Source organism: Arthrobacter sp. Y3224198 (genome assembly GCF_059090025.1).
This window is the reverse complement of the sequence record NZ_JBNHFG010000037.1, coordinates 1-23,838: the sequence shown is the minus strand read 5'-3', so window position 1 is coordinate 23,838 and position 23,838 is coordinate 1. Positions and strand designations below refer to the sequence as shown.

Annotated in this window: 24 protein-coding genes; 17 read left to right on the top strand and 7 right to left on the bottom strand. The window is 68.0% G+C overall.

From position 1 onward, the window contains the following. Positions 1-168: 168 nt before the first annotated feature. The 3 genes from frr (at position 169) to AC5RUF_RS14550 (ending at position 2,504) form a co-directional block, all read left to right on the top strand. On the top strand, positions 169-726 hold the full coding sequence (gene frr / locus AC5RUF_RS14560) for a ribosome recycling factor (protein WP_227904371.1): 558 nt from the start codon (positions 169-171) through the stop codon (positions 724-726). A gap of 77 nt (positions 727-803) precedes the next feature. Further along, positions 804-1,691: a phosphatidate cytidylyltransferase gene (locus AC5RUF_RS14555; protein WP_493996738.1), complete on the top strand. Its 888-nt coding sequence runs from the start codon at positions 804-806 to the stop codon at positions 1,689-1,691. A gap of 234 nt (positions 1,692-1,925) precedes the next feature. Continuing rightward, positions 1,926-2,504 carry a DivIVA domain-containing protein gene (locus AC5RUF_RS14550; protein WP_494131054.1) on the top strand — a complete coding sequence of 193 codons (579 nt, stop codon included), beginning with the start codon at positions 1,926-1,928 and terminating at the stop codon, positions 2,502-2,504. A 49-nt stretch (positions 2,505-2,553) separates the two neighbouring features. On the opposite strand, the gene AC5RUF_RS14545 is transcribed toward AC5RUF_RS14550, so the two are convergent. Genes AC5RUF_RS14545 through AC5RUF_RS14530 form a run of 4 tightly spaced genes read right to left on the bottom strand, consistent with a single transcriptional unit; the run spans position 2,554 to position 6,500 of the window. Then, positions 2,554-4,053 (bottom strand): sodium/solute symporter, encoded by a 1,500-nt coding sequence (locus tag AC5RUF_RS14545; protein ID WP_494131055.1) that lies wholly within the window; start codon positions 4,051-4,053, stop codon positions 2,554-2,556. A 20-nt stretch (positions 4,054-4,073) separates the two neighbouring features. Further along, on the bottom strand, positions 4,074-4,493 hold the full coding sequence (locus tag AC5RUF_RS14540; RefSeq protein WP_494131053.1) for a hypothetical protein: 420 nt from the start codon (positions 4,491-4,493) through the stop codon (positions 4,074-4,076). Between the two features lie 50 nt (positions 4,494-4,543). Beyond that, the gene (locus AC5RUF_RS14535) at positions 4,544-5,278 is read right to left on the bottom strand and encodes a LytR/AlgR family response regulator transcription factor (RefSeq protein WP_494131052.1); all 735 of its coding nucleotides are present in this window, start codon (positions 5,276-5,278) and stop codon (positions 4,544-4,546) included. Between the two features lie 10 nt (positions 5,279-5,288). Continuing rightward, complete coding sequence (locus tag AC5RUF_RS14530) at positions 5,289-6,500, bottom strand: sensor histidine kinase (protein WP_493997383.1); 1,212 nt, start codon at positions 6,498-6,500, stop codon at positions 5,289-5,291. A 231-nt stretch (positions 6,501-6,731) separates the two neighbouring features. Between AC5RUF_RS14530 and AC5RUF_RS14525 the strand changes: the two genes are divergently transcribed. Together AC5RUF_RS14525 and AC5RUF_RS14520 are read left to right on the top strand one after the other, a co-directional pair. Beyond that, complete coding sequence (locus AC5RUF_RS14525) at positions 6,732-7,103, top strand: DUF485 domain-containing protein (protein ID WP_493997384.1); 372 nt, start codon at positions 6,732-6,734, stop codon at positions 7,101-7,103. 65 nt (positions 7,104-7,168) lie between these two features. Beyond that, on the top strand, positions 7,169-8,725 hold the full coding sequence (locus tag AC5RUF_RS14520) for a monocarboxylic acid transporter (RefSeq protein ID WP_493997387.1): 1,557 nt from the start codon (positions 7,169-7,171) through the stop codon (positions 8,723-8,725). 120 nt (positions 8,726-8,845) lie between these two features. On the opposite strand, the gene AC5RUF_RS14515 is transcribed toward AC5RUF_RS14520, so the two are convergent. After that, positions 8,846-9,319, bottom strand: coding sequence for an Lrp/AsnC family transcriptional regulator (locus AC5RUF_RS14515; RefSeq protein ID WP_493997385.1), 474 nt, complete (start codon positions 9,317-9,319; stop codon positions 8,846-8,848). Between the two features lie 172 nt (positions 9,320-9,491). On the opposite strand from AC5RUF_RS14515, the gene pdhA reads away from it, so the two are divergent. From pdhA to AC5RUF_RS14500, 3 genes are read left to right on the top strand one after another with little or no spacing between them, the layout of a single operon-like run. Then, positions 9,492-10,625: a pyruvate dehydrogenase (acetyl-transferring) E1 component subunit alpha gene (gene pdhA / locus AC5RUF_RS14510; protein WP_494131051.1), complete on the top strand. Its 1,134-nt coding sequence runs from the start codon at positions 9,492-9,494 to the stop codon at positions 10,623-10,625. Continuing rightward, the gene (locus AC5RUF_RS14505) at positions 10,622-11,644 is read left to right on the top strand and encodes an alpha-ketoacid dehydrogenase subunit beta (protein WP_493998809.1); all 1,023 of its coding nucleotides are present in this window, start codon (positions 10,622-10,624) and stop codon (positions 11,642-11,644) included. Before pdhA ends, AC5RUF_RS14505 begins: the two co-directional genes overlap by 4 nt. Beyond that, on the top strand, positions 11,644-12,933 hold the full coding sequence (locus AC5RUF_RS14500) for a dihydrolipoamide acetyltransferase family protein (RefSeq protein ID WP_494131050.1): 1,290 nt from the start codon (positions 11,644-11,646) through the stop codon (positions 12,931-12,933). Before AC5RUF_RS14505 ends, AC5RUF_RS14500 begins: the two co-directional genes overlap by 1 nt. 96 nt (positions 12,934-13,029) lie before the next feature. Here AC5RUF_RS14500 and AC5RUF_RS14495 read toward each other — a convergent pair whose 3' ends face one another. Both AC5RUF_RS14495 and AC5RUF_RS14490 read right to left on the bottom strand, forming a co-directional pair. After that, positions 13,030-13,497 carry a GNAT family N-acetyltransferase gene (locus AC5RUF_RS14495; protein WP_493998663.1) on the bottom strand — a complete coding sequence of 156 codons (468 nt, stop codon included), beginning with the start codon at positions 13,495-13,497 and terminating at the stop codon, positions 13,030-13,032. A 65-nt stretch (positions 13,498-13,562) separates the two neighbouring features. Next, positions 13,563-14,192, bottom strand: coding sequence for a TetR/AcrR family transcriptional regulator (locus AC5RUF_RS14490; protein ID WP_494131049.1), 630 nt, complete (start codon positions 14,190-14,192; stop codon positions 13,563-13,565). Positions 14,193-14,326: 134 nt separating this feature from the next. Here AC5RUF_RS14490 and AC5RUF_RS14485 point away from each other — a divergent pair, with 134 nt between their 5' ends. The 9 genes from AC5RUF_RS14485 to AC5RUF_RS14445 all read left to right on the top strand — a co-directional run. Further along, on the top strand, positions 14,327-15,931 hold the full coding sequence (locus AC5RUF_RS14485; RefSeq protein ID WP_494131048.1) for a carboxyl transferase domain-containing protein: 1,605 nt from the start codon (positions 14,327-14,329) through the stop codon (positions 15,929-15,931). 5 nt (positions 15,932-15,936) lie between these two features. Then, the gene (locus AC5RUF_RS14480) at positions 15,937-18,117 is read left to right on the top strand and encodes an acetyl/propionyl/methylcrotonyl-CoA carboxylase subunit alpha (RefSeq protein ID WP_494131047.1); all 2,181 of its coding nucleotides are present in this window, start codon (positions 15,937-15,939) and stop codon (positions 18,115-18,117) included. Continuing rightward, positions 18,104-19,267 carry an acyl-CoA dehydrogenase family protein gene (locus tag AC5RUF_RS14475; protein WP_493997868.1) on the top strand — a complete coding sequence of 388 codons (1,164 nt, stop codon included), beginning with the start codon at positions 18,104-18,106 and terminating at the stop codon, positions 19,265-19,267. Before AC5RUF_RS14480 ends, AC5RUF_RS14475 begins: the two co-directional genes overlap by 14 nt. A gap of 58 nt (positions 19,268-19,325) precedes the next feature. Then, complete coding sequence (locus AC5RUF_RS14470; protein WP_493997869.1) at positions 19,326-20,111, top strand: CoA transferase subunit A; 786 nt, start codon at positions 19,326-19,328, stop codon at positions 20,109-20,111. 1 nt (position 20,112) lies between these two features. Then, a complete protein-coding gene (locus AC5RUF_RS14465) occupies positions 20,113-20,754 on the top strand; it encodes a CoA transferase subunit B (RefSeq protein ID WP_493997870.1) in 642 nt (213 codons plus the stop codon). Positions 20,755-20,785: 31 nt separating this feature from the next. Beyond that, positions 20,786-21,292, top strand: coding sequence for a MaoC family dehydratase (locus tag AC5RUF_RS14460; RefSeq protein ID WP_493997872.1), 507 nt, complete (start codon positions 20,786-20,788; stop codon positions 21,290-21,292). A gap of 69 nt (positions 21,293-21,361) precedes the next feature. Then, positions 21,362-22,174, top strand: coding sequence for an HpcH/HpaI aldolase/citrate lyase family protein (locus AC5RUF_RS14455; RefSeq protein WP_494131046.1), 813 nt, complete (start codon positions 21,362-21,364; stop codon positions 22,172-22,174). Between the two features lie 32 nt (positions 22,175-22,206). Further along, positions 22,207-23,499, top strand: coding sequence for an MFS transporter (locus tag AC5RUF_RS14450; RefSeq protein ID WP_494131045.1), 1,293 nt, complete (start codon positions 22,207-22,209; stop codon positions 23,497-23,499). A 42-nt stretch (positions 23,500-23,541) separates the two neighbouring features. After that, positions 23,542-23,838, top strand: a 297-nt coding sequence (locus tag AC5RUF_RS14445) for an NAD(P)H-binding protein (RefSeq protein ID WP_494131044.1), incomplete at its 3' end; no start/stop codon positions are given.

Below are 23,838 nucleotides of genomic sequence, written 5' to 3'. Positions count from 1 at the left end.
CCTACACCTCGCTGCGCTCGGTGCAGGGAACCCGCACCCTTGCGCCAAGGTTTCCCCTACACCTCGCTGCGCTCGGTGCAGGGAACCCGCACCCTTGGCTTAGGATGATATTAGAGCCCAGCCACCACGCCGATATTGCGGGTGGACACTGTTTTCAGAGGAGATACCGTGATCGAAGATACCTTGAAAGAGGCCGCCGACAAGATGGACAAGGCGGTGGAGGTCGCTAAGGAGGACTTCTCCTCCGTGCGCACGGGCCGCGCCAACCCGGCGCTGTTCTCGCGCGTGCTGGTGGACTACTACGGTTCCCCCACACAGCTGCAGCAGCTGGCCTCCTTCGCCACCCCGGACGCCCGCACTCTGCTGATCACCCCGTATGACGTGACGGCCCTGCGTGCCATCGAGCGGGCGCTGAGCGACTCCGAGGTCGGAGCCAACCCGTCCAATGACGGCAAGGTCATCCGGGTCATCATGCCGGAACTGACCCAGGACCGGCGCAAGGAATACGTCAAGATTGTCCGCGGCAAGGCAGAAGACGCCAAGGTCTCCGTCCGGAACATCCGCCGCAAGGCCAAGGACGGCATTGACCGCCTGGTGAAGGACAGTGAAGTGGGCGAGGACGACGGCGCCCGCGCGGAAAAGGACCTGGACGCCCTGACCAAGGCGCACACGGATTCCATCGACGAGCTTCTCAAGCGCAAGGAAGCCGAGCTTCTCGAGGTCTGATGAGTGAGACCCAGCCTCCCTCCCAGGCTGGCGGTTCACCGTCCGTCGAGACAGTTCCGGCAGCAAAGGCCACGGATATGAGCGCAGCCGATTCCGGCCAGGTGAACAGCCGCCGTGCCAGGAACCGCGGCGCGGACGCTAAGCCCGCCAAGGTTTCACGTGCCGGCCGCAACCTGCCGGCGGCTATCGCCGTCGGCGTTGTCCTGCTCGGCTCGCTGCTGATCGGCCTGCTCTTCTTCCCCTTCGCCATTGTGGTCATTGCCGTGGCCTTCGCTGCGGTGGGCGTCTGGGAAGTCAGCCGCGCGCTCGAAGTGCGCGGCATGAAGGTGCCCCTGGTGCCGGTGCTGGTGGGCTCCGTCGGGCTGCCCTTTGCGGCGTTCTTCGGCGGGACCGAGGCCCTGGCCTTCGCCATGGTGGCCACCGCCGTCGCCATCCTGCTCTGGCGGAGCATCGACACAGCCGAAGAGGCCATCTCCAGCATTCTGGCCGGCATCTTCGTGGTGCTCTGGGTGCCGTTCCTGCTCAGCTTTGCCCTGTTGCTCCTGCGCGAACCGGACGGACAGATCCGTGTGGCGGTGCTGTTGCTGCTCGTGGTTGCCAACGACACCTTCGGCTATTTGGTGGGGGCGTTCTTCGGCAAGCACCCGATGGCGCCCAAGATCAGCCCGAAGAAGTCCTGGGAAGGATTTGCCGGGTCGGCCGCCGGTGCCACAGTGGTAGGCGTCGGTGCGGCACTGCTGGTCCTGGACCAGCCCTGGTGGTTCGGTATGGTGCTGGCGGTTGCCACCGTTGCCGCCGCCACGGCAGGTGATTTCTCCGAGTCCATGGTCAAGCGGGAACTGGGCGTCAAGGACATGTCCAACCTGCTGCCGGGGCACGGCGGCGTGATGGACCGGCTGGATTCGGTGGTGTTCGCCTCCCCGGTGGTCTTCCTGCTGTCCATCCTGCTCTCCACCACGCCCTAGCCCGCTTGGCTGCGCACGGGCTTTTAGCAGTCCGGCGGCCCGGGCAGCAGCGTAATAGCGTAACGGTCCGGCAACGGCCGGTGCGTCTTTCCGGGCCCCGGGTGCCGGCATCGTAAGATGTTTCTGAGTTTTTCAGTCATTGCCCTGCGCCGGATCCCGGATATCCAGCTCCTGCGGCAGACACTCCAAGGCAATAACTCCGCAAGGCAATAACCAAAGAGGAACAGTAAATTCATGGACGATGCGCGGCAGGCCAGTGCTCCTTTCGAACGGGTGGGGCGACGGGACTTCGGCTACAACACCCGCCAGGTCGATGAATTCCTGACCAAGGCCCGCAACTTCTACAACTCCGATTCCAAGGCAGCGAACCCGGTCACCAGCGCCGACGTCCGGTCCATGGCATTCGACCCCGCCAAGGGCGGATACGAGCCGCAGGCCGTTGATGCGGCCCTGGACCGGCTCGAAGACGTCTTTGCCCAGCGCGAACGCGACCGCCTGATTGCCGACAAAGGCGAGGAAGCCTGGCTGCTGCAGATCGGCAAGATGTCGGCCGTGCTCCGCGCCCGCCTGCACCGCAAGCCGGGGGAGCGGTTCCGCCGTCCGGCCAAGAAGCGGGTTCCCAGCTACAACATCAGGGACGTTGACGCGCTGTGCAACGAGCTGCTGGGCTACTTCGAACACGACAAGCCGCTGAGCGTGGACGTTGTCCGCCGGGCCGTGTTCCGTGAGGCCCGCGGCCCGCAGGGCTACGAGGAAACCCAGGTGGATGCCTTCCTGGACCGCGTCGTTGAGCTGATGGCGTCCATCGACTGATTGCCGCCACGGCAAGCACGCCACGGCAATCACGCCATGGCAATCACGGTCAGGACCGCGCGGCGCTTCCCGGCCGGTTCCGTTCCAGCGGCTCCGGAGTGTGCAGCCGGGCCAGGAACTTCGCTCCGCCTGCCGGTGCGGAACCGGACGTCAGCTTCGAGACAATTACGGTGACCGTGAATGCCGCCGGCACCGTCCAGGCCGCCGGCTGTTCAATCCACGCCGGGGCCGCCAGTCCCAGCCGGGACAGCACTGCGGCAGCGATCATTGATCCGCCGCACAGCACGGCCCCCGTGAGCATCCCGGCCCCGGCGCCCGGCGCCGTCAACCTCCGCCACCAGATTCCCAGCACCAGCAGCGGGCACAGCGTGGACGCGGTGAAGGCGAACACCGTGCCGATGCTTCCCGCCAGGGCCGAGGATTCCGTGAGCAGCGCAATCGCCAGGGGCACGACGGCGGCCAGCACAGCGGAGAGCCGGAAGCCGCCAACACTTCCGCGGAAGAACTCCTGGCTGATCACCCCGGCCAGGGATACGGTCAGGCCGCTGCTGGTGGAGAGGAACGCGGCAAAGGCCCCCGCTGTGACCAGGGCGGCCAGCAGGTCTCCGGACGCGCCGTCGAAGACCCTGCCGGGCAGCAGGAGCACTGCGGCGTCCGTGGCACCGGATTCCACCAGGTCGGGTGCGTACACCCGGCCCAGCACCCCGAAGGTGATGGGGAAGATGTAGAACAGGGACAGCAGGCCCAGCACAATCAGCGTGGTGCGGCGCGCCGAGGCGCCGTCGGGGTTGGTGTAGAACCGCACCAGGACGTGCGGCAGACCTAGCGTGCCGCACAGCAGGGCGATGCTCAGGGAAATGTTCCGGTACAGCGGTGCATGCGTCTGCGGGTCCAGGGCCTCGGCCAGTACTGCGGCGCCGTCCGGTCCGGGCGGTCCGTCAGCGGCCAGGCGGAAGAGGATGAACAGCACCGGCACGGCTATCGCCACCAGCTTGAGCCAGTACTGGAAGGCCTGGACAAAGGTGATGGACCGCATCCCGCCGGTCACCACGCTCAGGCAGACGACGCCGGTCACCACCAGGGCCCCGACCTCGGCTGGCAGGCCGGTGGTGATTCGGATGGTCAGGGCAGCGCCGTGCAGCTGCGGGACGATGTACAGCCAGCCGACGGCGATCACCAGCAGGCTGGTCAGCCGCCGCACCGGCAGGGACTCCAGCCGGGCATGGGCAAAGTCCGGCACCGTGTAGGCGCCGGAACGGCGAAGCGGGGCGGCCACGAAAAGCAGCAGCATCAGGTAGCCGCCGGTATAGCCGATGGGGAACCAGAGCGCATCCACGCCGGAGGCAACAATCAGCCCGGCCACGCCCAGGAAACTGGCAGCGGACAGGTACTCCCCGCCGATGGCCGAGGCATTCCACCAGGGCTTGACCGTCCGGGAGGCAACATAGAAATCGCTGGTGGTCCGCGAAATCCTCAGCCCGAAGAACCCGATCAGCAGGGTCGATGCCGCCACCACGGCCAGGGCGGCATAGCCGATGCCGGGGTTCATGCCGGGCGCGATATCCCAGGTCACGGTCCCTCCACCAGGTCCCGGTACCGGTTCTCGTTGCGGTGGGCGCTGAGGATATAAAGCATCCCGCAGCCGATCACCAGCGGATACACCCCCACCCCCAACAGGATCCACGGAGCCGGCACGCCCCACAGGCTCAGGTCCGCGACCACTGGCAGGAACGCCAGGAGCACGGGGACACCCAGCAGGATCAGCAGGAAGCCGCCGCCCACCACCAGGGCCAGGCGTAGCTGGCTGCGGATCAGGGAACCGATGATGAGCTCGCCCACTTCCGACTGCTCGGCCAGTTCCCGGGATACGGAAAACGGTGCGGCACCGGACGAGGTGCCGGTGGCGGTGACCCGGACCCGTGCGGGGGGAGCGGTGGAAGCAGGCGGAGCCGCCGGGGTGTCCGGACCCGGCACGGGAGAAGCGGGCACGGAAACAGGGGCCGGTACGGCAGAAGGCACCGGCCGGCCGGCTTCACTGCTCACTGCGCCGGCCTGACCCGTCCGGCTGCGAGGGTACTCCGGACAGCCGGCAGGTGCCGCCGGCTCACCGGAAGGTCCACCTCGCCCAGCTGGACACTGGCCCGGCCCGCGGTCAACCGGACCTGGCGGATATGGTTCCGGGCCACCAGATAGGAGCGGTGGATCCGTACGAACCCGGCGTCGGACCACTGCTCTTCGAGCTCGGCCAGGGGGACCCGGATCAGATAGCTCGCCTCGGCGGTGTGCAGCCGGGCGTAGTCGCCCTGCGCCTGCACATAGCGGATGTCGGCACGGGAGATGATCCGGGTGGTGGCACCCTGCACTACGGTCACGACGTCGGCGTCGTCCGGTTCCGCAGCCAGCTCGCTGATCCGCCGCACCGATTCGGAGAGCCGTTCCGGACGGACCGGCTTGAGCAGGTAATCCAGGGCGGCGAGGTCGAAGGCCCGCAGCGCCTGGTCCTCGTCGGCCGTCACGAAGACGACGGCGGGCGGCCGCTCGCGGCGGTTCAGCGCCTTGGCGATGTCCAGGCCGGAGAGGGCGGGCATGTGGATGTCCAGGAACACGGCGTCGACGTCGCGGGCCTCGATCTCGTGGAGGGCAGCGGCGCCGCTGGCGGCCCGGTACACGGTGCCGATCCGCGGGTCCAGGCCCAGGAGGTAGGCGAGCTCCTCGACGGCGGGAGCTTCGTCGTCGGCCACCACTACGTTCAGGGGGCGGGGAGGTTTACGCATGTGAGACAGGTTACGCGTTCGTCGGCCGGTTCTCCGGCTGTGACTTGGGCACGCGCATGGTTATCAGCGTGCCTGCCCCCGGCGCCGTGTCGATCACCAGGCCGTGGTTGTCGCCGTAGACCTGGCGCAGCCGCACGTCCACATTGCGCAGTCCCACGTGGTCGCCCTCCGCATGCCCGGCCAGCACCGAGCGCAGATAGGCAGGATCCATGCCCACTCCGTTGTCCTCAATGGTGATCACCGCGTCCGCGCCGGCGTCGACGGCGGCAATGGTGATCCGGCCCTGCCCGTCCTGCGCCTCGAGGCCGTGACGGACGGAATTTTCCACCAGCGGCTGCAGGGAAAGGAACGGAATCACGGTGCCCAGCACCTCGGGGGCAATCTGCAGGCTCACCTTCAGCCGCTCGCCGAACCGTGCCCGTTCCAGCAGCAGGTACCGGTCCACGGATTCAAGCTCCTGGGCAACCGTGGTGAAGTTCCCGTGCCGGCGGAAGGAATAGCGGGTGAAGTCGGCAAATTCCACCACGAGTTCCCGTGCCCGGGCCGGATCGGTATTGATGTAGGACGCGATGGCGTTCAGCGAGTTGTAGATGAAGTGCGGGCTGATCTGGGCGCGCAGGGCGCGCACCTCCGCCTCCATCAGTTGCGCCCGGGATGTGTCCAGTTCCGCCAGTTCCACCTGCGTGGCCAACCAGTCGGCCACTTCATTGGCGGCACGCACCAGGCCGGCCCGGACCGAGGGGGCAAAAACCGCCACCGTGCCCACGGTCTGGCCGTTGACGGGCAGCGGGGACACCAGCAGTTCCCGGCCGCAGTCCTGCAGTCCCAGCGCCCGCAGCGCCGCACCGCGGAATACCCGGGTCCGGCCCGATTCCAGCACCAGCCCGGCTGCGGCCAGCAGGCGTTCCCGCCGCACCGGTGTATCCGTGACCCCGCCGTCCCAGGCCAGGACGGAGAGGGCGTCGGTAATCACCAGTGTGTCGCAGTCCAACAGGTCCCGCAGGTGCCGGATGGCCTTGCGGGCGCCGGACGGGGTGAGTCCGGAGCGCAGATGCGCCGAGGCGAGGGATGCAGTGTGCAGGGTGGCATAGGTGGCCCGCTCGGCGTCGGAGCCCAGGTCCCGCACGGAGCGGCTGAGCCGGAAACCCAGCGCGCCGACCACGGCCACCGTCAGGACGGCAACGGCGCAGACCAGGGCAATGTCGACGGCGGGGCTGAGCATGGCACTTACCCTAGCGGCACGGCGGCCAGCGGACCGTGTCGGACGCGCCCCGGCGTCGTCCGGGGCACCGTTTACCGCACGGAACCCACCGTTCACCGACGCCCGGCGGCCACCGGCAGACGGAAAAGCGCCTGCTGTAGGAAAGTGATGAGCGTCACAGCTTGCACGGCGTCGTGTCCCGGCCTCCGGGCGGGTCCACGCGTGGAGCGTGCCCCCAACAGAGGAGGAACAATGGCTGAAGAGCAGCCGGTTTCACACGCTGCGCACCCGGATCAGGTGGACTTCCGGGAAGTTCAGGACTCACCCGAGTTCCGTGAACTGCGCAAGCGCCAGCGCAGCTTTATTTTCCCGATGGCCGTGGCCTTCCTGGTCTGGTACTTCGCGTATGTACTGCTCGCCGACTATGCCCACGACTTCATGTCCACCCCGGTGATCGGCAACATCAACATCGGCCTGATCCTGGGGCTGCTGCAGTTCGTCAGCACCTTCGGCATCACCATGTGGTACGTCAGCTACGCCAACCGGCGCATGGACCCCATTTCCGCGGGCATCCGCGCCGATCTTGAGGCCAAGGGCGTCAGCCGGCCGGAGGAGACCAAGTGAACAACGTGCAGATTGCCGCCGCGGACATCACGGCCGAATCCATCAAGGACACCGGCCTGCTGAACATGATCATCTTTGGCCTCTTTGTGGCCGTCACCCTGGTGGTTGTGCTCCGCGCCAGCCGCAACAACAAAACGGCCGCTGACTACTACGCTGCCGGCCGGTCCTTCACCGGACCGCAGAACGGCACCGCCATTGCCGGCGACTACCTGTCCGCCGCATCCTTCCTGGGCATTGTCGGCGCCATCGCCGTGAACGGCTACGACGGCTTCCTCTACTCCATCGGGTTCCTGGTCGCCTGGCTGGTGGCCCTGCTCCTGGTGGCCGAAATGCTCCGCAATACCGGCAAGTTCACCATGGCGGACGTGCTGTCCTTCCGGCTTAAGCAGCGCCCCGTCCGGATTGCGGCAGCCATCACCACGCTGGCCGTCTGCTTCTTCTACCTCCTGGCCCAGATGGCCGGCGCAGGCGGACTGGTGTCCCTGCTGATGGGCATTGACGGAAAGCTGGGACAGTCCCTGGTGATCACCGTTGTCGGCGCCCTGATGATCATCTACGTACTGATCGGCGGCATGAAGGGCACCACCTGGGTTCAGATCATCAAGGCCTGCCTGCTGATTGCCGGCGCCGCCGTCATGACTGTCTGGGTCCTGGCGAACCACGGCTTCAACCTTTCCGACCTGCTGGGTGCGGCCGTGGAAACCACCGGCAACCCGGCCATCCTGGATCCGGGACTGCAGTACGGCAAGACGGAAACCTCCAAGCTGGACTTTGTTTCCCTCGGCCTCGCCCTGGTGCTCGGCACCGCCGCCCTGCCGCACGTGCTGATGCGCTTCTATACCGTTCCCACGGCCAAGGAAGCCCGCCGCTCCGTGGTCTGGGCCATCTGGCTGATCGGCCTGTTCTACCTGTTCACCCTGGTCCTGGGCTACGGTGCCGCGGCCATGATCGGCTCCGAAGCCATCAAGGGCGCACCCGGCGGCGTGAACTCGGCAGCACCGCTGCTGGCCTTCGCACTGGGCGGTCCGGTACTGCTGGGACTGATCTCCGCCGTCGCCTTCGCCACCATCCTGGCGGTAGTGGCCGGCCTGACCATCACCGCGGCAGCCTCCTTCGCCCATGACATCTACGCCAATGTCATCCGCAAGGGCCAGGTCAACGCCGACGGCGAGGTCAAGGTGGCCCGCACCACCGTGGTTGTCATCGGCATCATCTCCATCCTGGGCGGTATCGGTGCGCAGGGACAGAACGTGGCATTCCTGGTGGCCCTGGCCTTCGCCGTGGCAGCCAGCGCCAACCTGCCCACCATCATCTACTCCCTGTACTGGCGGAAGTTCTCCACCCAGGGAGCCATCTGGAGCATGTACGGCGGCCTGGGATCCGCGATCCTGCTGATCGCCTTCTCGCCGGTGGTCTCCGGCGCGGAGACGTCCATGATCAAGGGCGCGGACTTCTCATGGTTCCCGCTGAGCAACCCGGGCCTCGTCTCCATCCCGCTGGCCTTCTTCCTGGGCTGGCTGGGCACGGTCCTGGACCGGAACACCGAATCCGCCGCGAAGCAGGCGGAAATGGAGGTCCGGTCCCTGACCGGCGTCGGCGCCGAGAAGGCAGTCGACCACTAAGGCGGTCGGCAACCAGGAACAACACAAAAGAGGCAGGCCCCGTTCCGGCGGGGCCTGCCTCTTTTGTGTTCCGGGCTTTGTTCCGGGCGGTATCGGCAGCCCTGCGGGTGCCGGGGACGGTTACGCTCCGCCCGGCCCGCGCTGCAGCAGGGGAGCGGCACGCAGGGGGATCAGTTCGCCCATGGCCAGGTTGGTGTCACAGCGCTGCACCCCGTCGATGGCCAGGATCAGCTTGTTGATGCGGAACAGGTCCTCGGCGTCGGCCGCCACCACCCGCAGCAGGATGTCCGCGTCCCCGGTGAGGCCGTGGGCTTCGGTGACCTCCGGCAGGTCGGCCAGGTCCGCAGTGATCCGTGCCAGTGCGGGCTGGTGAACATGCACGTGCACAAAGGCCATCAGCGGATACCCCAGCGCGGCGGTGCTGATGCGGCGCTCGAACGGCAGGAATGCACCCTTGCGTTCCAGGCCGGCCAAGCGCGCCTGCACGGTGTTGCGGGAGAGGCCGAGCACGGCGGCCAAGGCCACGGCGGTGCGCTGGGGATCCTCGGCCAAGGCCAGGAGCAGCCTGCGGTCGGTGCTGTCGAGGGGCTGCATAGTGCGCAACGCTAGCACGGCCGATTGCGGGTTTGTAGGGCAGGATGCTCGGTCTTTTCGGGAATGGTTGTGCTGCCTGCCGGGTGTGAGTAGGGTCACACTATCCGGGCAATGGGGCCCGGCGCCGGCTCCGCCACCCCTGGAGCCCAAACACGGAAGGATGCGTATCCAAGTGTCCCTGCATACACCGGTGCGGCACCCGGAGAACTCCGGCAGCTCGCCCTCAGACCCGTACGTCCAGCTGATCACCCCGGACGGCGTACGCGTCCCGGACCCCCTGTACGACCGCTGGGTCAAGGACATCGATGGAGCCCGGCTCCAGGAGCTCTACCTGGACATGTCGGTTATCCGCCGGATCGACACCGAAGCCACCGCACTGCAGCGGCAGGGTGAGCTGGGACTCTGGCCGCCGCTGCTTGGCCAGGAAGCGGCCCAGATCGGTTCCGGACGGGCTCTGCGCCCCTCCGACTTCGTTTTCTCCAGCTACCGCGAAAACGGCGTCGCATACTGCCGCGGCGTGGGCATGGAAGACCTCATGCGCGTCTGGCGCGGCAACGCCGCCGCCGGATGGGATCCGTACAGCGTCAATATGGCGCCCACCCAGGTGATTATCGGGGCACAGGCCCTGCATGCGGCCGGGTACGCCATGGGGATCTCCTATGACGGAGCGGACGACGCCGCCATCAGCTACTTCGGTGACGGCGCCACCAGCCAGGGCGACGTCAACGAGGCCATGGTGTTCGCAGCCAGCTTCAATTCTCCCGTGGTCTTTTTCTGCACCAACAACCAGTGGGCCATTTCCGAGCCGGTCACCCTGCAGGCGCAGGTGCCCATCGCCAACCGTGCTCCCGGATTCGGCATCCCCTCCACCCGTGTGGACGGCAATGACGTGCTGGCCGTTATGGCTGCCACCCGGGAAGCACTGGAACGTGCCCGCTCCGGCAACGGCCCCACCTTCATCGAAGCCGTCACCTACCGGATGGGTCCGCACACCACCGCAGACGATCCCACCCGGTACCGGGACGCCGCCGAACTGGAACAGTGGCGGGACAAGGACCCGCTGGACCGGGTCCGGCTCCTGCTGGAATCCATGGGCCTGTTCGACGCCGGATTCGCCGCCGAAGCCGGCGCGCGGGCCGACGCCGCTGCCGCCGAGCTGCGTGCAGCCTGCCTTGGCATGCCCGACCCGCAGGCCGCGGACGTCTTCGCCCACGTCTATTCCGAACCGCACTCCTGGCTGGAACGCCAGCAGGAACAGTATTCGCGCTACCTGGACGGTTTCGCCGGCAAGGAGGACCGTTCATGAGCACCATGACATTCGGCAAGGCCATCACCGCCGGACTGCGCCGCGCAATGGAAAACGACCCCAAGGTCCTGGTCATGGGGGAGGACGTCGGCAAACTCGGCGGCGTCTTCCGGATCACCGACGGGCTGCAGAAGGACTTTGGGGCGCACCGCGTGGTGGACACCCCGTTGGCCGAGTCCGGGATCATGGGTACCGCCGTCGGCCTGGCCTTCCGCGGCTACCGGCCCGTGGTGGAAATCCAGTTCGACGGGTTCATCTACCCGGCCTTCGACCAGATCGTGTCGCAGGTGGCGAAGATGCACTATCGGACGCGGGGAGCGGTGAACCTGCCGCTGACCATCCGGGTCCCGTTCGGCGGCGGTATCGGCTCGCCGGAACACCACTCGGAATCACCCGAGGCATACTTCACGCACACCTCGGGACTGCGGGTCATCAGCGTTTCCAACCCCCAGGACGCCTACACCATGATCCAGCAGGCCATCGCGTCCAATGACCCGGTGCTGTACTTCGAACCGAAGCGGCGCTACCACGTCAAGGGCGAAGTGGACGAGACCGCCGGGCCGCAGCTGCCCATGGGGGCGGCGCGGGTGGTGACCGAAGGAACCGACGTCACCCTGGTGACCTACGGCCCGCTGGTACCCACCGCACGGGATGCCGCCATCGCCGCCTCTGATGAAGGGGTGTCGGTGGAAGTCATCGACCTGCGTTCGCTGGCGCCGGTGGACTTTGCCACGGTGGAGGCTTCCGTGCGCAAGACCGGCCGGCTGGTGATCACCCACGAGGCGGCCCAGTCCGGCGGGTTGGGCGCAGAGATCGCGGCGAGCATCACCGAACGCTGCTTCGACTACCTGGAGCACGCCCCGGTACGCGTGACGGGCTTCGACATTCCGTATCCGCCGGCCCGGCTGGAGTCGCACCACCTGCCGGACCTGGACCGGATACTGGACGGCGTGGACTGCGTCCTCCGCCGGCCCAGCTCCCTGGCGCCGGTAGCCCGGACCGCTGCGGCGGTGGGCTGATGCTGCGCGAATTCCGTCTCCCCGACCTGGGGGAAGGACTGACCGAGTCCGAAATCGTCAACTGGCACATAGCGGTGGGGGACACCGTGGAGCTGAACCAGGTCATTGCCGAGGTGGAAACCGCCAAGGCCGTGGTGGAACTGCCCTCCCCGTACGCCGGAGTGGTGGCGTGCCTGCACGAACAACCGGGCACGGTGGTGGAGGTCGGTTCACCGATTGTTTCCTTCGACGTGGCCGTAGCCGGCGGCCTGGAGTCGGAGCAGGCGGCAGACGCGCCGGCCAAACGGGAACCGAACCTGGTGGGGTACGGTGCAGAGCCCGATGCCACCGGGCGTCCGGCCCGACGGCGGCGTGCGGTGCCCGTTGCCGCGGCACCCGCCGCGGCACCAGCCTCCGCGCCGTCAGAAGGGCAGGAACGCCCGCGGTCCACCCCTCCGGTCCGCAAGCTGGCCCGGGACCTGGGCGTCGATCTGGCCGCATTGCGGGGGACCGGCCCCGACGGGCTCGTGGTCCGTGCCGACGTCGTGCGTGCCGCCTCCCCGGCAGCCGCGCCGGAAGCCCTGGTCCCCCCCGCCCCGGCGCAGCAGGGGCGGGAGGAACGGATCCGAATCTCGGGGGTGCGGAAGCATACTGCGGCGGCCATGGTGGCCAGCGCGTTCACCGCACCGCACGCCACGGTGTTCCTGACCGTGGATGTCACGCCCACCATGGATCTGCTCGCCCGGCTCCGGACCCAGCCGGCATCTGAAGGGGTGAAGCTCTCCCCTCTGACCATGGCCGCGAAGGCAGTGTGCCTTGCGCTGAAGCGGTTCCCGTCGCTGAACTCCCGCTGGGACGGGGAGGCGGGGGAAATCGTCCGCTACAACTACGTGAACCTCGGCATTGCCGCGGCCACCCCGCGCGGGCTGACGGTGCCCAACATCAAGGACGCCCAGGACTTGAGCCTGCACGGACTCGCCGCCGCGGTCACAGCCCTGGCACGCACCGCGAGGGAGGGGAAAACCCCGCCGGCGGACCTGTCCGGCGGCACCATTTCCATTTCCAATGTGGGGGTCTTCGGCGTCGATACCGGCACACCCATCCTGAATCCCGGGGAAGCCGCCATCCTGGCCCTCGGTGCCGTCCGGCGCCAGCCCTGGGAGTACAACGGCGCCATTGCGCTGCGTTCGGTGACCACGCTGAGCCTGTCCTTCGACCACCGGCTGGTGGACGGGGAACAGGGGGCGGGGTTCCTGGCAGAGGTGGGCGCGGTGCTCGCCGAGCCTGCCCTCGCGCTGGCGATGGGCTGAACTGGCGGTGGGCTGAACGGACGGCAGTGACGACGAAAGGGGCCCGGGCCGGAGAATCTCCGGCCCGGGCCCCTTCGGGTTCAAGCGGGTGCTGGCTTAGTTCAGCTCCAGCTCAAGTTCCTTCACCACGGCGCCCCGGGCATTGGCGAAGCCCTGGGTTTCGCCGATGATCTTGAAACCGTACTTCTCGAGGATGCGGATTGAACTGGCGTTGTCCGCTACAGCCCGGGCACGCACGGGACGGTCCGTGAACTCCTCAAGGAACAGCCCGACGGCGGCGGTGGTGATGCCCTGGCCCCAGCGGGCCTTGTCGATCCAGTAGCTGATTTCGGGGACCTCGCCGTCGCTGTAGGCCAGGATGCTGCCCACCACCTCGCCGTCGGAGACGATGGTGCGCACGGTGACGCTCTCGTCGTTGAGGATGCTCTGCCAGTGATGGTCAAAGACGCCGCGGTCCGAGGGGTTCTTGGCGGTGAAGGCCGCCATATGGTTGGCACTCGGATCCAGCTGGTGGGAGAAGAACTCCTCCAGATCGGCGGGAACTACGGCACGAAGCTCAATCACAGCAGGTCTTTCTGCTCGGGGTTTTGGGGTTCTGCTACTTGGAACACTGGCTGCTGGTACGCAGGTTACTGGGCGTTAAGGGCTGCCCACGCCATTCTATCGAGCAGGGCGCGCAGCCTTGCCGTCTCGCGGGCGCTCTTGCGTCCGTGCATGGAGTGGGAGGTGGAGTTGATCAGGCCGAACACGCCCTGGGCACGGTGCCGCAGCAGCGGAAGGTCGGAGCCGGGGTGCAGCGCGGACAGCGCATCCACCCACACCTCGACGTACTGGCGCTGCAGGGAACGCACCCGGCGTTCGTCGTCTTCGGGCAGGCTGCCGAGATCCCGGTCCTGGACCCGGATCACGTCCGCCTGGCGCAGGGCAAAGTCCACCTGGAACTCCACCAGCCCGCGCAGGGCGATCTCCGGGGTGGCGGATTCCGCCACCACCGCCTTCCCGCCCTCGAGCAGGTCCTGGCTGACTCCCACCAGCAGGGCGGAGAGCACGGCGGGCTTGCCGCTGAAGTGCCGGTACACCGCCGGGCCGCTGACCCCCGCGGCGGCGCCGAGCTCCTCAATGGACACTCCGTTGTAGCCGCGCTCGGCAAAAAGCGCCGCCGCGGCGTCGAGCATCGCGGCGCGCCGGGACGCTTTGGCAAGGCTGCGTCCGGTCATCCGGACCGCATCATTGGCTGCATTGTCTTTAGCCGTGTCCATTCCCACCCCTTCTGATTGGACAGCGCATTATCCCCATTGTGGTGGACAGGTCAGTTAATAACCAATAACCTGACTTGGGTTAGGGGTCATTAACTCGGGTTTCGACCGGTTAGCCCCTCGGCAGGAGGACGTCAATGGAGACACTGAAATCCGGGCTCGACACGGCTGCGGCCGGTTTTGCGCTGAACACGGCTGCACAGCAGGCGCTGGCGGACGAACTGCGCCAAAGGCTGGCTGCAGCGGCTGCCGGCGGCCCGCAGCGCTCGCGTGAGCGGCACACCGCCCGCGGCAAGCTGCTGCCCCGGGAGCGCGTGACCCGGCTGCTTGACGAGAGCAGCCCGTTCCTGGAAGTCGCCCCGCTGGCTGCCGAAGGCATGTACGACGGCGAGTGCCCGGGAGCGGGCCTGATTGCCGGCATCGGCCTGGTCCACGGCCGGCAGGTGATGGTCCTGTCCAACGACGCCACGGTCAAGGGCGGCACCTACTATCCGATGACCGTCAAGAAGCACCTGCGGGCGCAGGAGATAGCGCTGGAGAACCGGCTGCCCTGCATTTACCTGGTGGATTCCGGCGGCGCGTTCCTGCCCCGCCAGGACGAGGTGTTCCCGGACCGCGAGCACTTCGGCCGGATCTTCTTCAACCAGGCGCAGATGTCCGCCCGCAAGATCCCGCAGATCGCCGCCGTGCTGGGGTCCTGCACCGCCGGCGGCGCGTACGTGCCCGCCATGAGCGATGAAACCGTGATCGTGCGGAACCAGGGCACGATCTTCCTGGGCGGCCCGCCGCTGGTCAAGGCCGCCATCGGAGAGGTCGTGACTGCGGAGGAACTGGGCGGCGGCGACGTGCATTCACGCACCAGCGGAGTTACAGACCACCTGGCCGAAAACGATGCCCACGCCCTGGAGATCGTGCGCAGCATCGTGGAGACCTTCCCCCGGCAGGAACCGGCCTGGGAGATTGCCGAAAGCCGCCCGCCGGCCGAGGACCCGGCCGAACTCTACGGCGTGGTCCCCACGGACCTGCAGACCCCCTACGACGTCCGCGAACTCATTGCCCGCTTGGTGGATGCCAGCGAATTCCACGAGTTCAAGAAGGAATACGGCACCACGCTGGTTACCGGCTTTGCCCGGCTGCACGGCCACCGGATCGGCATTGTGGCCAACAACGGGGTCCTGTTCAGCGAATCCGCGCTCAAGGGCGCCCACTTCATCGAGCTGTGCGACCAGCGCGGGATTCCCCTGGTGTTCCTGCAGAACATCTCCGGGTTTATGGTCGGCCGGGACTATGAGGCCGGCGGCATTGCCAAGAACGGCGCCAAGATGGTCACCGCCGTCGCCACTGCCCGTGTGCCCAAGCTGACCGTGGTGGTGGGCGGATCCTTCGGGGCCGGCAACTATTCCATGTGCGGGCGGGCCTATTCACCGCGCTTTATGTGGATGTGGCCGGCCGCCCGGATTTCGGTCATGGGCGGCGCCCAGGCCTCCTCGGTCCTGGCAACGGTGAAGCGCGACCAGCTCGAAGGCCGCGGCGAGCAGTGGCCGGCCGCGGACGAGGAAGCCTTCAAGGCACCCATCCGGGAAACCTATGAGACCCAGGGCAGCCCGTACTATTCCACCGCACGGCTGTGGGATGACGGCATCATCGACCCCCTCGATACCCGCACCGTCCTGGGCCTGGCCCTGGATGTCTGCGCCAACGCACCCCTGCCGGAGACCTCCTTCGGCCTGTTCCGGATGTGAGCCCCATGAAGCCGAACAACACACCAACAGCCGCCCCGCTGTTCGACACCGTCCTGGTGGCCAACCGCGGGGAGATCGCCTGCCGGGTCATCCGCACGCTGCGCAGCCTGGGCATCCGGTCCGTAGCGGTCTACAGCGACGACGACGCCGGGGCCCGCCACGTCCGGGAGGCCGACACAGCGGTACGGCTGGGCCCGGCACCGGCCCGGCAGAGCTACCTCTCCGTGGAGGCCGTACTGGCGGCCTGCCGGAGCACCGGAGCCCAGGCCGTGCACCCGGGATACGGGTTCCTCAGCGAGAATGTCGAATTCGCCCGGGCCCTTTCCGACGCCGGCATCACGTTCATCGGCCCCGGGATAACCTCCCTGGACCTGATGGGGGACAAAATCCGCGCCAAGAACCACGTGCAGGGCCACGGGGTGCCCGTGGTGCCCGGCATCGCGGAGCCCGGACTCGACGATGAGCGGCTGGTGGCGGCTGCCGCCGACGTCGGGTATCCCATCCTGATCAAACCCTCCGCCGGGGGCGGCGGCAAAGGCATGCAGGCCGTACAGCGGCCCGAAGACCTGCCCGCTGCGCTGCAGACGGCACGGCGGGTGGCAGCCTCCGCATTCGGGGACGACACCCTGTTCCTGGAACGGCTGGTGTCCTCACCCCGGCACATCGAGGTGCAGATCCTCGCGGATACCCACGGAAACGTGGTCCACCTGGGGGAGCGGGAATGTTCCCTGCAGCGCCGGCACCAGAAGGTGATCGAGGAAGCACCCTCGGTGCTGCTGGATACCGCTACCCGGGAACGGATCGGTGAAGCAGCCTGCAACGCCGCCCGGTCCGTCGACTACACCGGTGCCGGCACCGTGGAGTTCCTGGTCTCCGATGCCGCCCCGGACGAGTTCTTCTTTATGGAAATGAACACCCGCCTGCAGGTGGAACACCCCGTCACGGAAATGGTCACGGGCGTGGACCTGGTGGCCGAACAGGTGCGCATTGCGGCCGGCCATCCGCTCTCCTTCAAACAGGAGGACGTGCTGCTGGACGGGCATGCCGTCGAGGCCCGCATCTACGCGGAGGACCCGCAGCAGGACTTCCTGCCCACCTCCGGTTCGGTGCAGTGGCTGCACGAGCCCGCGGGGGACGGGGTCCGCGTGGATTCCTCCCTCCAGGCCGGACTGGCCGTGTCCTCCAGCTATGACCCGATGCTGGCCAAGGTGATTGCCTGGGGCCCGGACCGCGCCACCGCGCTCGCCCGGCTGGACGCGGCGCTCGCCGGGACCACGGTGCTGGGCATCGGCACCAACGTGGAGTACCTGCGCCTGCTGCTCGCGGACCCGGATGTCCGGGCCGGACGGCTGGACACCACTTTGATTGAGCGGCGCCTGCCCGCCCTGCGGTTCCGGAGTCCGTCGGACGCCGACCTCGCGGCCGCCGCGCTGGTCTACCTGCGGCAGCTGGCCGGGACCGGCTCGCCCTGGCGCAGTGCCGACGGCTGGCGCGTGGGTACGGGGGCTACCGGGGCGGGAGCGCCGCTGCCCCTGGTGTTCGCCGCCCCGGCCCCGGGAGCGGACGACGTCGTCGTGACCGTTACCGGCCGTGCGGACGGCGCCGCGGTGCGGATCGGTGACGGCCCGACCGTCGCTGCCGCGCTGCAGCCTGCGGCCGGGTCCGAAGCCGGCACTGTGCGGCTCAGCCTGGGCGGGGTCCTGCATACCTTTACCGCAGCTGCCGAACCGGAGACGGACGCCCTCTGGCTGGCCGGGAACAGCGCCGACGGTCCGTACACCGTGCGGCTGCGGATCCGGAGCCGGCGCGAGCAGCTGGACCGGCAGCTCGCCGCTGCCGGGCGGGAAGCAGGGACCGCCGATCCGGTGGTGCGCTCGCCGATGCCCGGCACGGTGGTGGCAGTAGCCGTGGCGGACGGCGACCGGGTGGCTGCCGGCGACCCGCTGCTGAGCGTGGAGGCCATGAAGATGGAACACCAGCTGCGTGCCCCGGTGGCCGGGACCGTCAGCCTCGGGCTGCGTCCCGGCGACCTGGTGAAAGCCGACCAGGTGCTGGCCACCGTCACCCCCGACATCGACCTTTCAGAACCCGACCCCACAGATCCCGACCCCAGCGGTTCCACCACCGGTATCCCGGCCCCCGCCGGTTCCGATTCCACTGAAGGAGCAGACCATGCCCGACTTTGAGCTCAGCGAGGAATACCAGGACCTGTCCGACACGGTGCGGGACTTCGCCGACGAGGTCATTGCCCCCGTCTCGGCGCAGCACGACGCCGAACACAGCTTCCCGTACAAGATCGTGGCGCAGATGGGGGAGATGGGACTGTTCGGGCTTCCCTTCCCGGAGCAGTACGGCGGCATGGACGGCGACTACTTCGCCCTGGCCCTGGCACTGGAACAGATTGCCAGGGTAGACCAGTCCGTGGCCATCACCCTGGAAGCGGGAGTGTCCCTGGGGGCCATGCCCATTTACCGGTTCGGCAACGAAGAGCAGAAGCAGCAGTGGCTGCCCATGCTGGCCAGCGGAGAGGCGCTCGCGGGCTTCGGCCTGACGGAGCGGGAAGCAGGCTCCGATGCCGGCGGCACCAAGACCACCGCCCGGCTCGAGGACGGGCAGTGGGTGATCAACGGCAGCAAGGAATTCATCACCAACTCCGGCACCGACATCACCCGGCTGGTCACCGTCACCGCCGTGACGGATACGGTGACGGAACCGGACGGCTCGGTCCGCAAGATGATCTCCACCATCCTCGTGCCCGCCGGGACTCCCGGCTTCACCGCGGAAAAACCGTACAACAAGGTGGGATGGAACGCGTCGGACACGCATCCGCTGACCTTCACCGACGTCCGCGTGCCCGAAGCGAACCTGCTGGGCACACGGGGGCGCGGCTTCGCCAACTTCCTGCAGATCCTGGACGAGGGACGCATCGCCATTGCCGCCCTGGCCACCGGAGCGGCGCAGGGCTGCGTGGATGAGTCCCTGCGGTACGCGAAGGAACGGTCCGCGTTCGGCGCCGCCATCGGCACCTACCAGTCCATCTCGTTCAAGATCGCCCGGATGCAGTCCCGCGCGCACACCGCGCGGCTGGCCTATTACGACGCCGCGGCCCGGATGCTTGCCGGCCGCCCGTTCAAGACGCAGGCGGCCATGGCCAAGATGATCGCCGGCGAGGCGGCCATGGACAATGCCCGCGACGCCACCCAGATCTTCGGCGGCTACGGCTTTATGAACGAGTTCCCCGTGGCGCGGCACTACCGTGACTCCAAGATCCTGGAAATCGGTGAGGGCACTACTGAGGTGCAGCTGATGCTGATTGCCCGCAGTATGGGCCTGTAACCATGGCTTTCGCCAGCCATCACCACCGCCACGGAACCGAGCAGGAACGGATGAAGCCATGATCAACAAGGTGTACCCCAGCGCGGCGGCCGCCGTCGCCGACATCCCGGACGGTTCGTCCCTGGCCGTGGGCGGCTTCGGACTGTGCGGGATTCCGGTGGCCCTGATCGACGCGCTGCATGCGCAGGGGACCACGGACCTGGAGACGGTGAGCAACAACTGCGGCGTGGATGACTGGGGGCTCGGCCGGCTGCTGGCCGACCACCGGATCCGCCGCACCATCAGCTCCTATGTGGGCGAGAACAAGGAATTCGCCCGCCAGTTCCTCTCCGGGGAGCTGGAAGTGGTCCTGACCCCGCAGGGCACCCTTGCGGAGAAGCTGCGGGCCGGCGGCGCGGGCATTCCGGCCTTCTACACCCCCGCGGGGGTGGGCACCCAGGTGTCCGAGGGCGGCCTGCCGCAGAAGTACGACGCCGAGGGGTCGGTGGCCGTAGCCTCCGAGCCCAAGGAGGTTCGCAGCTTCAACGGCGCCGAGTACGTGCTGGAGGAATCCCTCACCCCGGACTTCGCCCTGGTGCATGCCGCCAAGGGGGACCGGCACGGCAACCTGGTTTTCCACGCCACCGCCATGAACTTCAATCCGCTCTGTGCCACGGCCGGCCGCATCACCATTGCCGAGGTGGAGGAACTGGTGGAGCCGGGCGAACTGGATCCCGGGCAGGTCCACGTCCCGGGTATCTTTGTCCAGCGCGTGGTGCTGGCCCCCGACGTCGAAAAGCGGATTGAGAAGCGCACCGTGAGCGCCCCGGCTCCGGGTGCCGCAGCGAACAGCAAGGAGGCCTGAAATGGCACTGACCCGGCATGAACTGGCCGCCCGCGTGGCCCGCGAGCTGCACGACGGCGAATACGTGAACCTGGGCATCGGCATGCCCACACTGATTCCCAACTACATCCCCGCCGGCGTGGAAGTGGTGCTGCACTCCGAGAACGGAATCCTCGGCGTCGGGCCGTACCCGGCCGAAGACCAGCTGGACCCGGACCTGATCAACGCGGGGAAGGAAACGGTCACGGTGAACAGCGGTGCCTCCTTCTTCGACTCCGGCGCCTCCTTCGGCATGGTGCGCGGCGGGCACGTTGACGTGGCCGTGCTCGGCGCCATGGAAGTGGCCGCCAACGGAGACCTGGCCAACTGGATGGTTCCGGGCAAGATGGTCAAGGGGATGGGCGGTGCCATGGACCTGGTGTTCGGCGCCAAGCGGGTCATCGTGATGATGGAACACCTGGACCGGGCCGGGCGGCCCAAGATCGTGTCCGAATGCTCCCTGCCGCTGACCGGGAAGGGCTGCGTGGACTTGATCGTCACCGATCTGGCCGTGATCGAAGTGGGTCCGGAGGGGCTGGTCCTGCGCGAGACCGCTCCCGGCGTCACCGTGGACGAGGTCCTGGCCGGCACCGGCGCCCCGCTGGAGGTGTCCCTTGACGTATGAGGAGCCGGACGCCGGTACCGAAAAAACCGCCATGGCGCCACGAGTGGTTGAACAGCGGGGCCTCTGGTACGAGGAATTCGAACCGGGAACCGTTTACCGCCACCGGCCGGGACGCACCGTGACCGAGGCGGACAACGTCCTGTTCACCACCCTGACCATGAACACCCAAGGCCTGCACCTGGATGCCGCCTACAGTGCGGGCCAGCCGTTCGGGCAGCGGCTGGTGAATTCCATGTTCACCCTGGCGACCATGGTGGGCCAGTCGGTGGGGCAGCTGACGCAGGGCACCCTGGTGGCGCAGCTGGGGTTGGGGGAGATCAGCTTCCCGCACCCGCTCTTCCACGGCGACACCCTTTACACCGAAACGGAAGTGGTCGATAAGAGACCCTCCTCCTCCCGGCCCGGCCAGGGGATTGTCACACTCGCCCACACCGGAAAGAACCAAAACGGTGACGTTGTCGGCCGGTGCACCCGTACCGCCCTGATGTGGACCGCCGGGGGATACGCCGCGCAGGAACAGTCCGTCGGGGCGCGATAGGTTGGAAGGCGCCGCTGTGACGGCAACCGCACCAAGGACCAGGACCGCCAACCACTAGGAGCCCAGCCAATGACCACCTTCCCCATGGGACCCGCACTGCTGTTCTGCCCGGGGGACCGGCCGGACCGGCTGGCCAAGGCCGCCGAGCGGGCGGACGCCGTCATCCTCGACCTGGAAGACGCCGTCGCGCCCCGCGACAAGGACGCGGCCCGGAAGAACCTGCGGGAAGCTGATCTCGACCCGGCGCGCACCATCGTCCGGGTCAATCCGCTGGGCACCGACGACTTCGGCCTGGATCTGGCCGCACTGCAGGAAACGCCCTACCGAACGGTGATGCTGGCCAAGGCCGAAGACGCCGCCGCCATTGAGCAGGCGCTCGCCGGGTACTCCGTGGTGGCCCTGCTGGAAACGGCTTTGGGCGTGGTGCGGGCGGCGGAGATCGCCGCTGCCCCCAACGTCGCCGCCCTGATGTGGGGAGCCGAGGACCTGCTGGCCTCCCTCGGCGGGGAATCCAGCCGCCGCGACGACGGCTCCTACCGCAGCGTGGCGGTGCAGGCCCGGTCCACCGTGCTGCTGGCGGCCGGAGCCTTCGGCAAGGGAGCCATCGACTCCATCTACGGCAACATTCCGGACATCGCCGGGCTGGAGCAGGAAGCACGTGACGCCGTCGCCTCCGGGTTCGCGGCCAAGGCCTGCATCCATCCCGGCCAGGTCGCGGCCGTGCGGGCGGCCTATGCACCGGACCCGGCGGACATCACCTATGCGGAGCAGGTCCTGGCCGAGGCCAAAAACCACGGGGGAGTGTTTAACTTCCGCGGCCAAATGATCGACGGGCCGCTGCTGAAGCAGGCCGAACAGACCCTGCGCCGCGCCGGAGCATAGCCCCGCAGGGGCCGGGCTGTAGGCTCATCGCCATGTCCCTTGGCCGTGCGTTCAATGCCCTGTGGGGTGCGAATGCCGCGTCGAACCTCGCGGACGGGCTGGCTTTCGTGTCGATGCCGCTGCTGGCCGCATCCCTGACGGACGACCCGCGGTGGGTTGCCGGGCTCGCCACGGTCTATGCACTTGTACGGCTGGTCGCAGCCCTGCCCGTCGGGCTGTGGGTGGACCGGGCCGACCGCCGCCTCGTGCTCGTGTCAGCCAATCTGCTGCGGGGCACAGCGGTGGCCGCCCTTGGGCTGTGTGTCCACTTCGGAATCGGCGGACTGCTTCTGGTGTATGCCGCGTTCGCTGTCATCGGAACCCTTGAAAGCGCTGCTGACAACGCCGCGGTCTCCCTCGTCCCCGGCGTCGTAGGCCCTGGGGATCTGGACCGGGCGAACAGCCGGATCTGGGCGTCGCAGCTTGTCGCGGATGAATTCGCCGGGCCGCCTTTGGGCGGGCTTCTCTTTGCCGTGGCCGCATCGGCACCCGTCTTTGCGATGGGCGGGTTGTGGGCCGTGGCAGGGTCGCTCGCCTTGGCCCTGCCGCCGCGCGCTGCCCGGGACCGAACTGCCGCCCCGGACCGTACTGCCGCCCGGGACCGTACTGCCGTACCCGGCACCTCGGTATGGCGGGACGCCATGGCCGGGGCGCACTGGCTGGCGCGGCACCGGCTGATCGGCGGTCTCGCGCTGATAGGCGCCCTAGCCGGCACCGGCTACATGCTGGCCTTCTCCATTCTGGTGCTGTTTGCGCAGCAGCAACTGGGCGTCGACAGCGCCGGGTACGGCATTATCCTCGCCGTGTCAGCCGCCGGCGGCCTGATCGCCTCGTATGCAACGCCCCGTATCAGTACACGCTTCGGCTACCGCTGGACCATTGCCGCCGCCCTCACAACCGGGGCCGGGTCCCTCCTCGTCCTTGCCATCACGCACAACGCCCCAGCGGCAGCACTGCTTCTGGCTGCCTACATATTCCACGCTGTTGTATGGGGGATCTGCGCAACGTCACTGAGGCAGCACCTGGTTCCGGACGAACTCCGCGGGCGCGTCAATGCCGCATCGCGCGTACTGGGGCTGCTGGGGCTGGCCCTTGGGTCCGCGGCCGGCGGAGCTCTTGCCATGGTCAACGTTGCCCTGCCGGTAGCGGCGGGCGGGATCGTTTTCCTCATCTGTGCAGCGGCGGCCGTGTACCTGCTCCGCGATGCCGGAGCAGTCGGGCGGCCGGAACAGTGCAGCGGCCGGACCGGCACCGCCCCGGCCGGGCAGGGGACCGAAAGCGCCTGACCGGATCTGCTGCATCACCGTGGCGCCCGCTACGCTGTCACCATGCGCATTGTCATAGCTGGAGCCCACGGAAGAATCGCACGCGAGCTGGGACGCCTCCTGGCAGCGGACGGCCATGATGTGGCCGGCCTGATCCGCAACCCGGATCATGCTGCGGACCTGGAGAGCGACGGCGTGGCCCCCGTTGTCCTCGACCTGGAGAACAGCACCCTGGAAGACGTGGTGCAGGTGCTCACCGGAGCGGACGCGGCGGTGTTCGCCGCCGGCGCCGGCCCGGGCAGCGGTGCCGCCCGCAAGGACACCGTGGACCGCGCGGCAGCGGTGCTGCTGGCCGAAGCC

Bases quoted from the DNA above. Each gene is read 5' to 3' on its own strand.
- AC5RUF_RS14555 (WP_493996738.1), top strand. From the start codon at position 804: ATGAGCGCAGCCGATTCCGGCCAGGTGAACAGCCGCCGTGCCAGGAAC.
- AC5RUF_RS14550 (WP_494131054.1), top strand. From the start codon at position 1,926: ATGGACGATGCGCGGCAGGCCAGTGCTCCTTTCGAACGGGTGGGGCGA.
- AC5RUF_RS14545 (WP_494131055.1), bottom strand. From the start codon at position 4,053: ATGAACCCCGGCATCGGCTATGCCGCCCTGGCCGTGGTGGCGGCATCG.
- AC5RUF_RS14535 (WP_494131052.1), bottom strand. From the start codon at position 5,278: ATGCGTAAACCTCCCCGCCCCCTGAACGTAGTGGTGGCCGACGACGAA.
- AC5RUF_RS14530 (WP_493997383.1), bottom strand. From the start codon at position 6,500: ATGCTCAGCCCCGCCGTCGACATTGCCCTGGTCTGCGCCGTTGCCGTC.
- AC5RUF_RS14525 (WP_493997384.1), top strand. From the start codon at position 6,732: ATGGCTGAAGAGCAGCCGGTTTCACACGCTGCGCACCCGGATCAGGTG.
- AC5RUF_RS14520 (WP_493997387.1), top strand. From the start codon at position 7,169: ATGATCATCTTTGGCCTCTTTGTGGCCGTCACCCTGGTGGTTGTGCTC.
- AC5RUF_RS14515 (WP_493997385.1), bottom strand. From the start codon at position 9,319: ATGCAGCCCCTCGACAGCACCGACCGCAGGCTGCTCCTGGCCTTGGCC.
- AC5RUF_RS14505 (WP_493998809.1), top strand. From the start codon at position 10,622: ATGAGCACCATGACATTCGGCAAGGCCATCACCGCCGGACTGCGCCGC.
- AC5RUF_RS14500 (WP_494131050.1), top strand. From the start codon at position 11,644: ATGCTGCGCGAATTCCGTCTCCCCGACCTGGGGGAAGGACTGACCGAG.
- AC5RUF_RS14490 (WP_494131049.1), bottom strand. From the start codon at position 14,192: ATGGACACGGCTAAAGACAATGCAGCCAATGATGCGGTCCGGATGACC.
- AC5RUF_RS14485 (WP_494131048.1), top strand. From the start codon at position 14,327: ATGGAGACACTGAAATCCGGGCTCGACACGGCTGCGGCCGGTTTTGCG.
- AC5RUF_RS14480 (WP_494131047.1), top strand. From the start codon at position 15,937: ATGAAGCCGAACAACACACCAACAGCCGCCCCGCTGTTCGACACCGTC.
- AC5RUF_RS14475 (WP_493997868.1), top strand. From the start codon at position 18,104: ATGCCCGACTTTGAGCTCAGCGAGGAATACCAGGACCTGTCCGACACG.
- AC5RUF_RS14470 (WP_493997869.1), top strand. From the start codon at position 19,326: ATGATCAACAAGGTGTACCCCAGCGCGGCGGCCGCCGTCGCCGACATC.
- AC5RUF_RS14465 (WP_493997870.1), top strand. From the start codon at position 20,113: ATGGCACTGACCCGGCATGAACTGGCCGCCCGCGTGGCCCGCGAGCTG.
- AC5RUF_RS14460 (WP_493997872.1), top strand. From the start codon at position 20,786: ATGGCGCCACGAGTGGTTGAACAGCGGGGCCTCTGGTACGAGGAATTC.
- AC5RUF_RS14455 (WP_494131046.1), top strand. From the start codon at position 21,362: ATGACCACCTTCCCCATGGGACCCGCACTGCTGTTCTGCCCGGGGGAC.
- AC5RUF_RS14450 (WP_494131045.1), top strand. From the start codon at position 22,207: ATGTCCCTTGGCCGTGCGTTCAATGCCCTGTGGGGTGCGAATGCCGCG.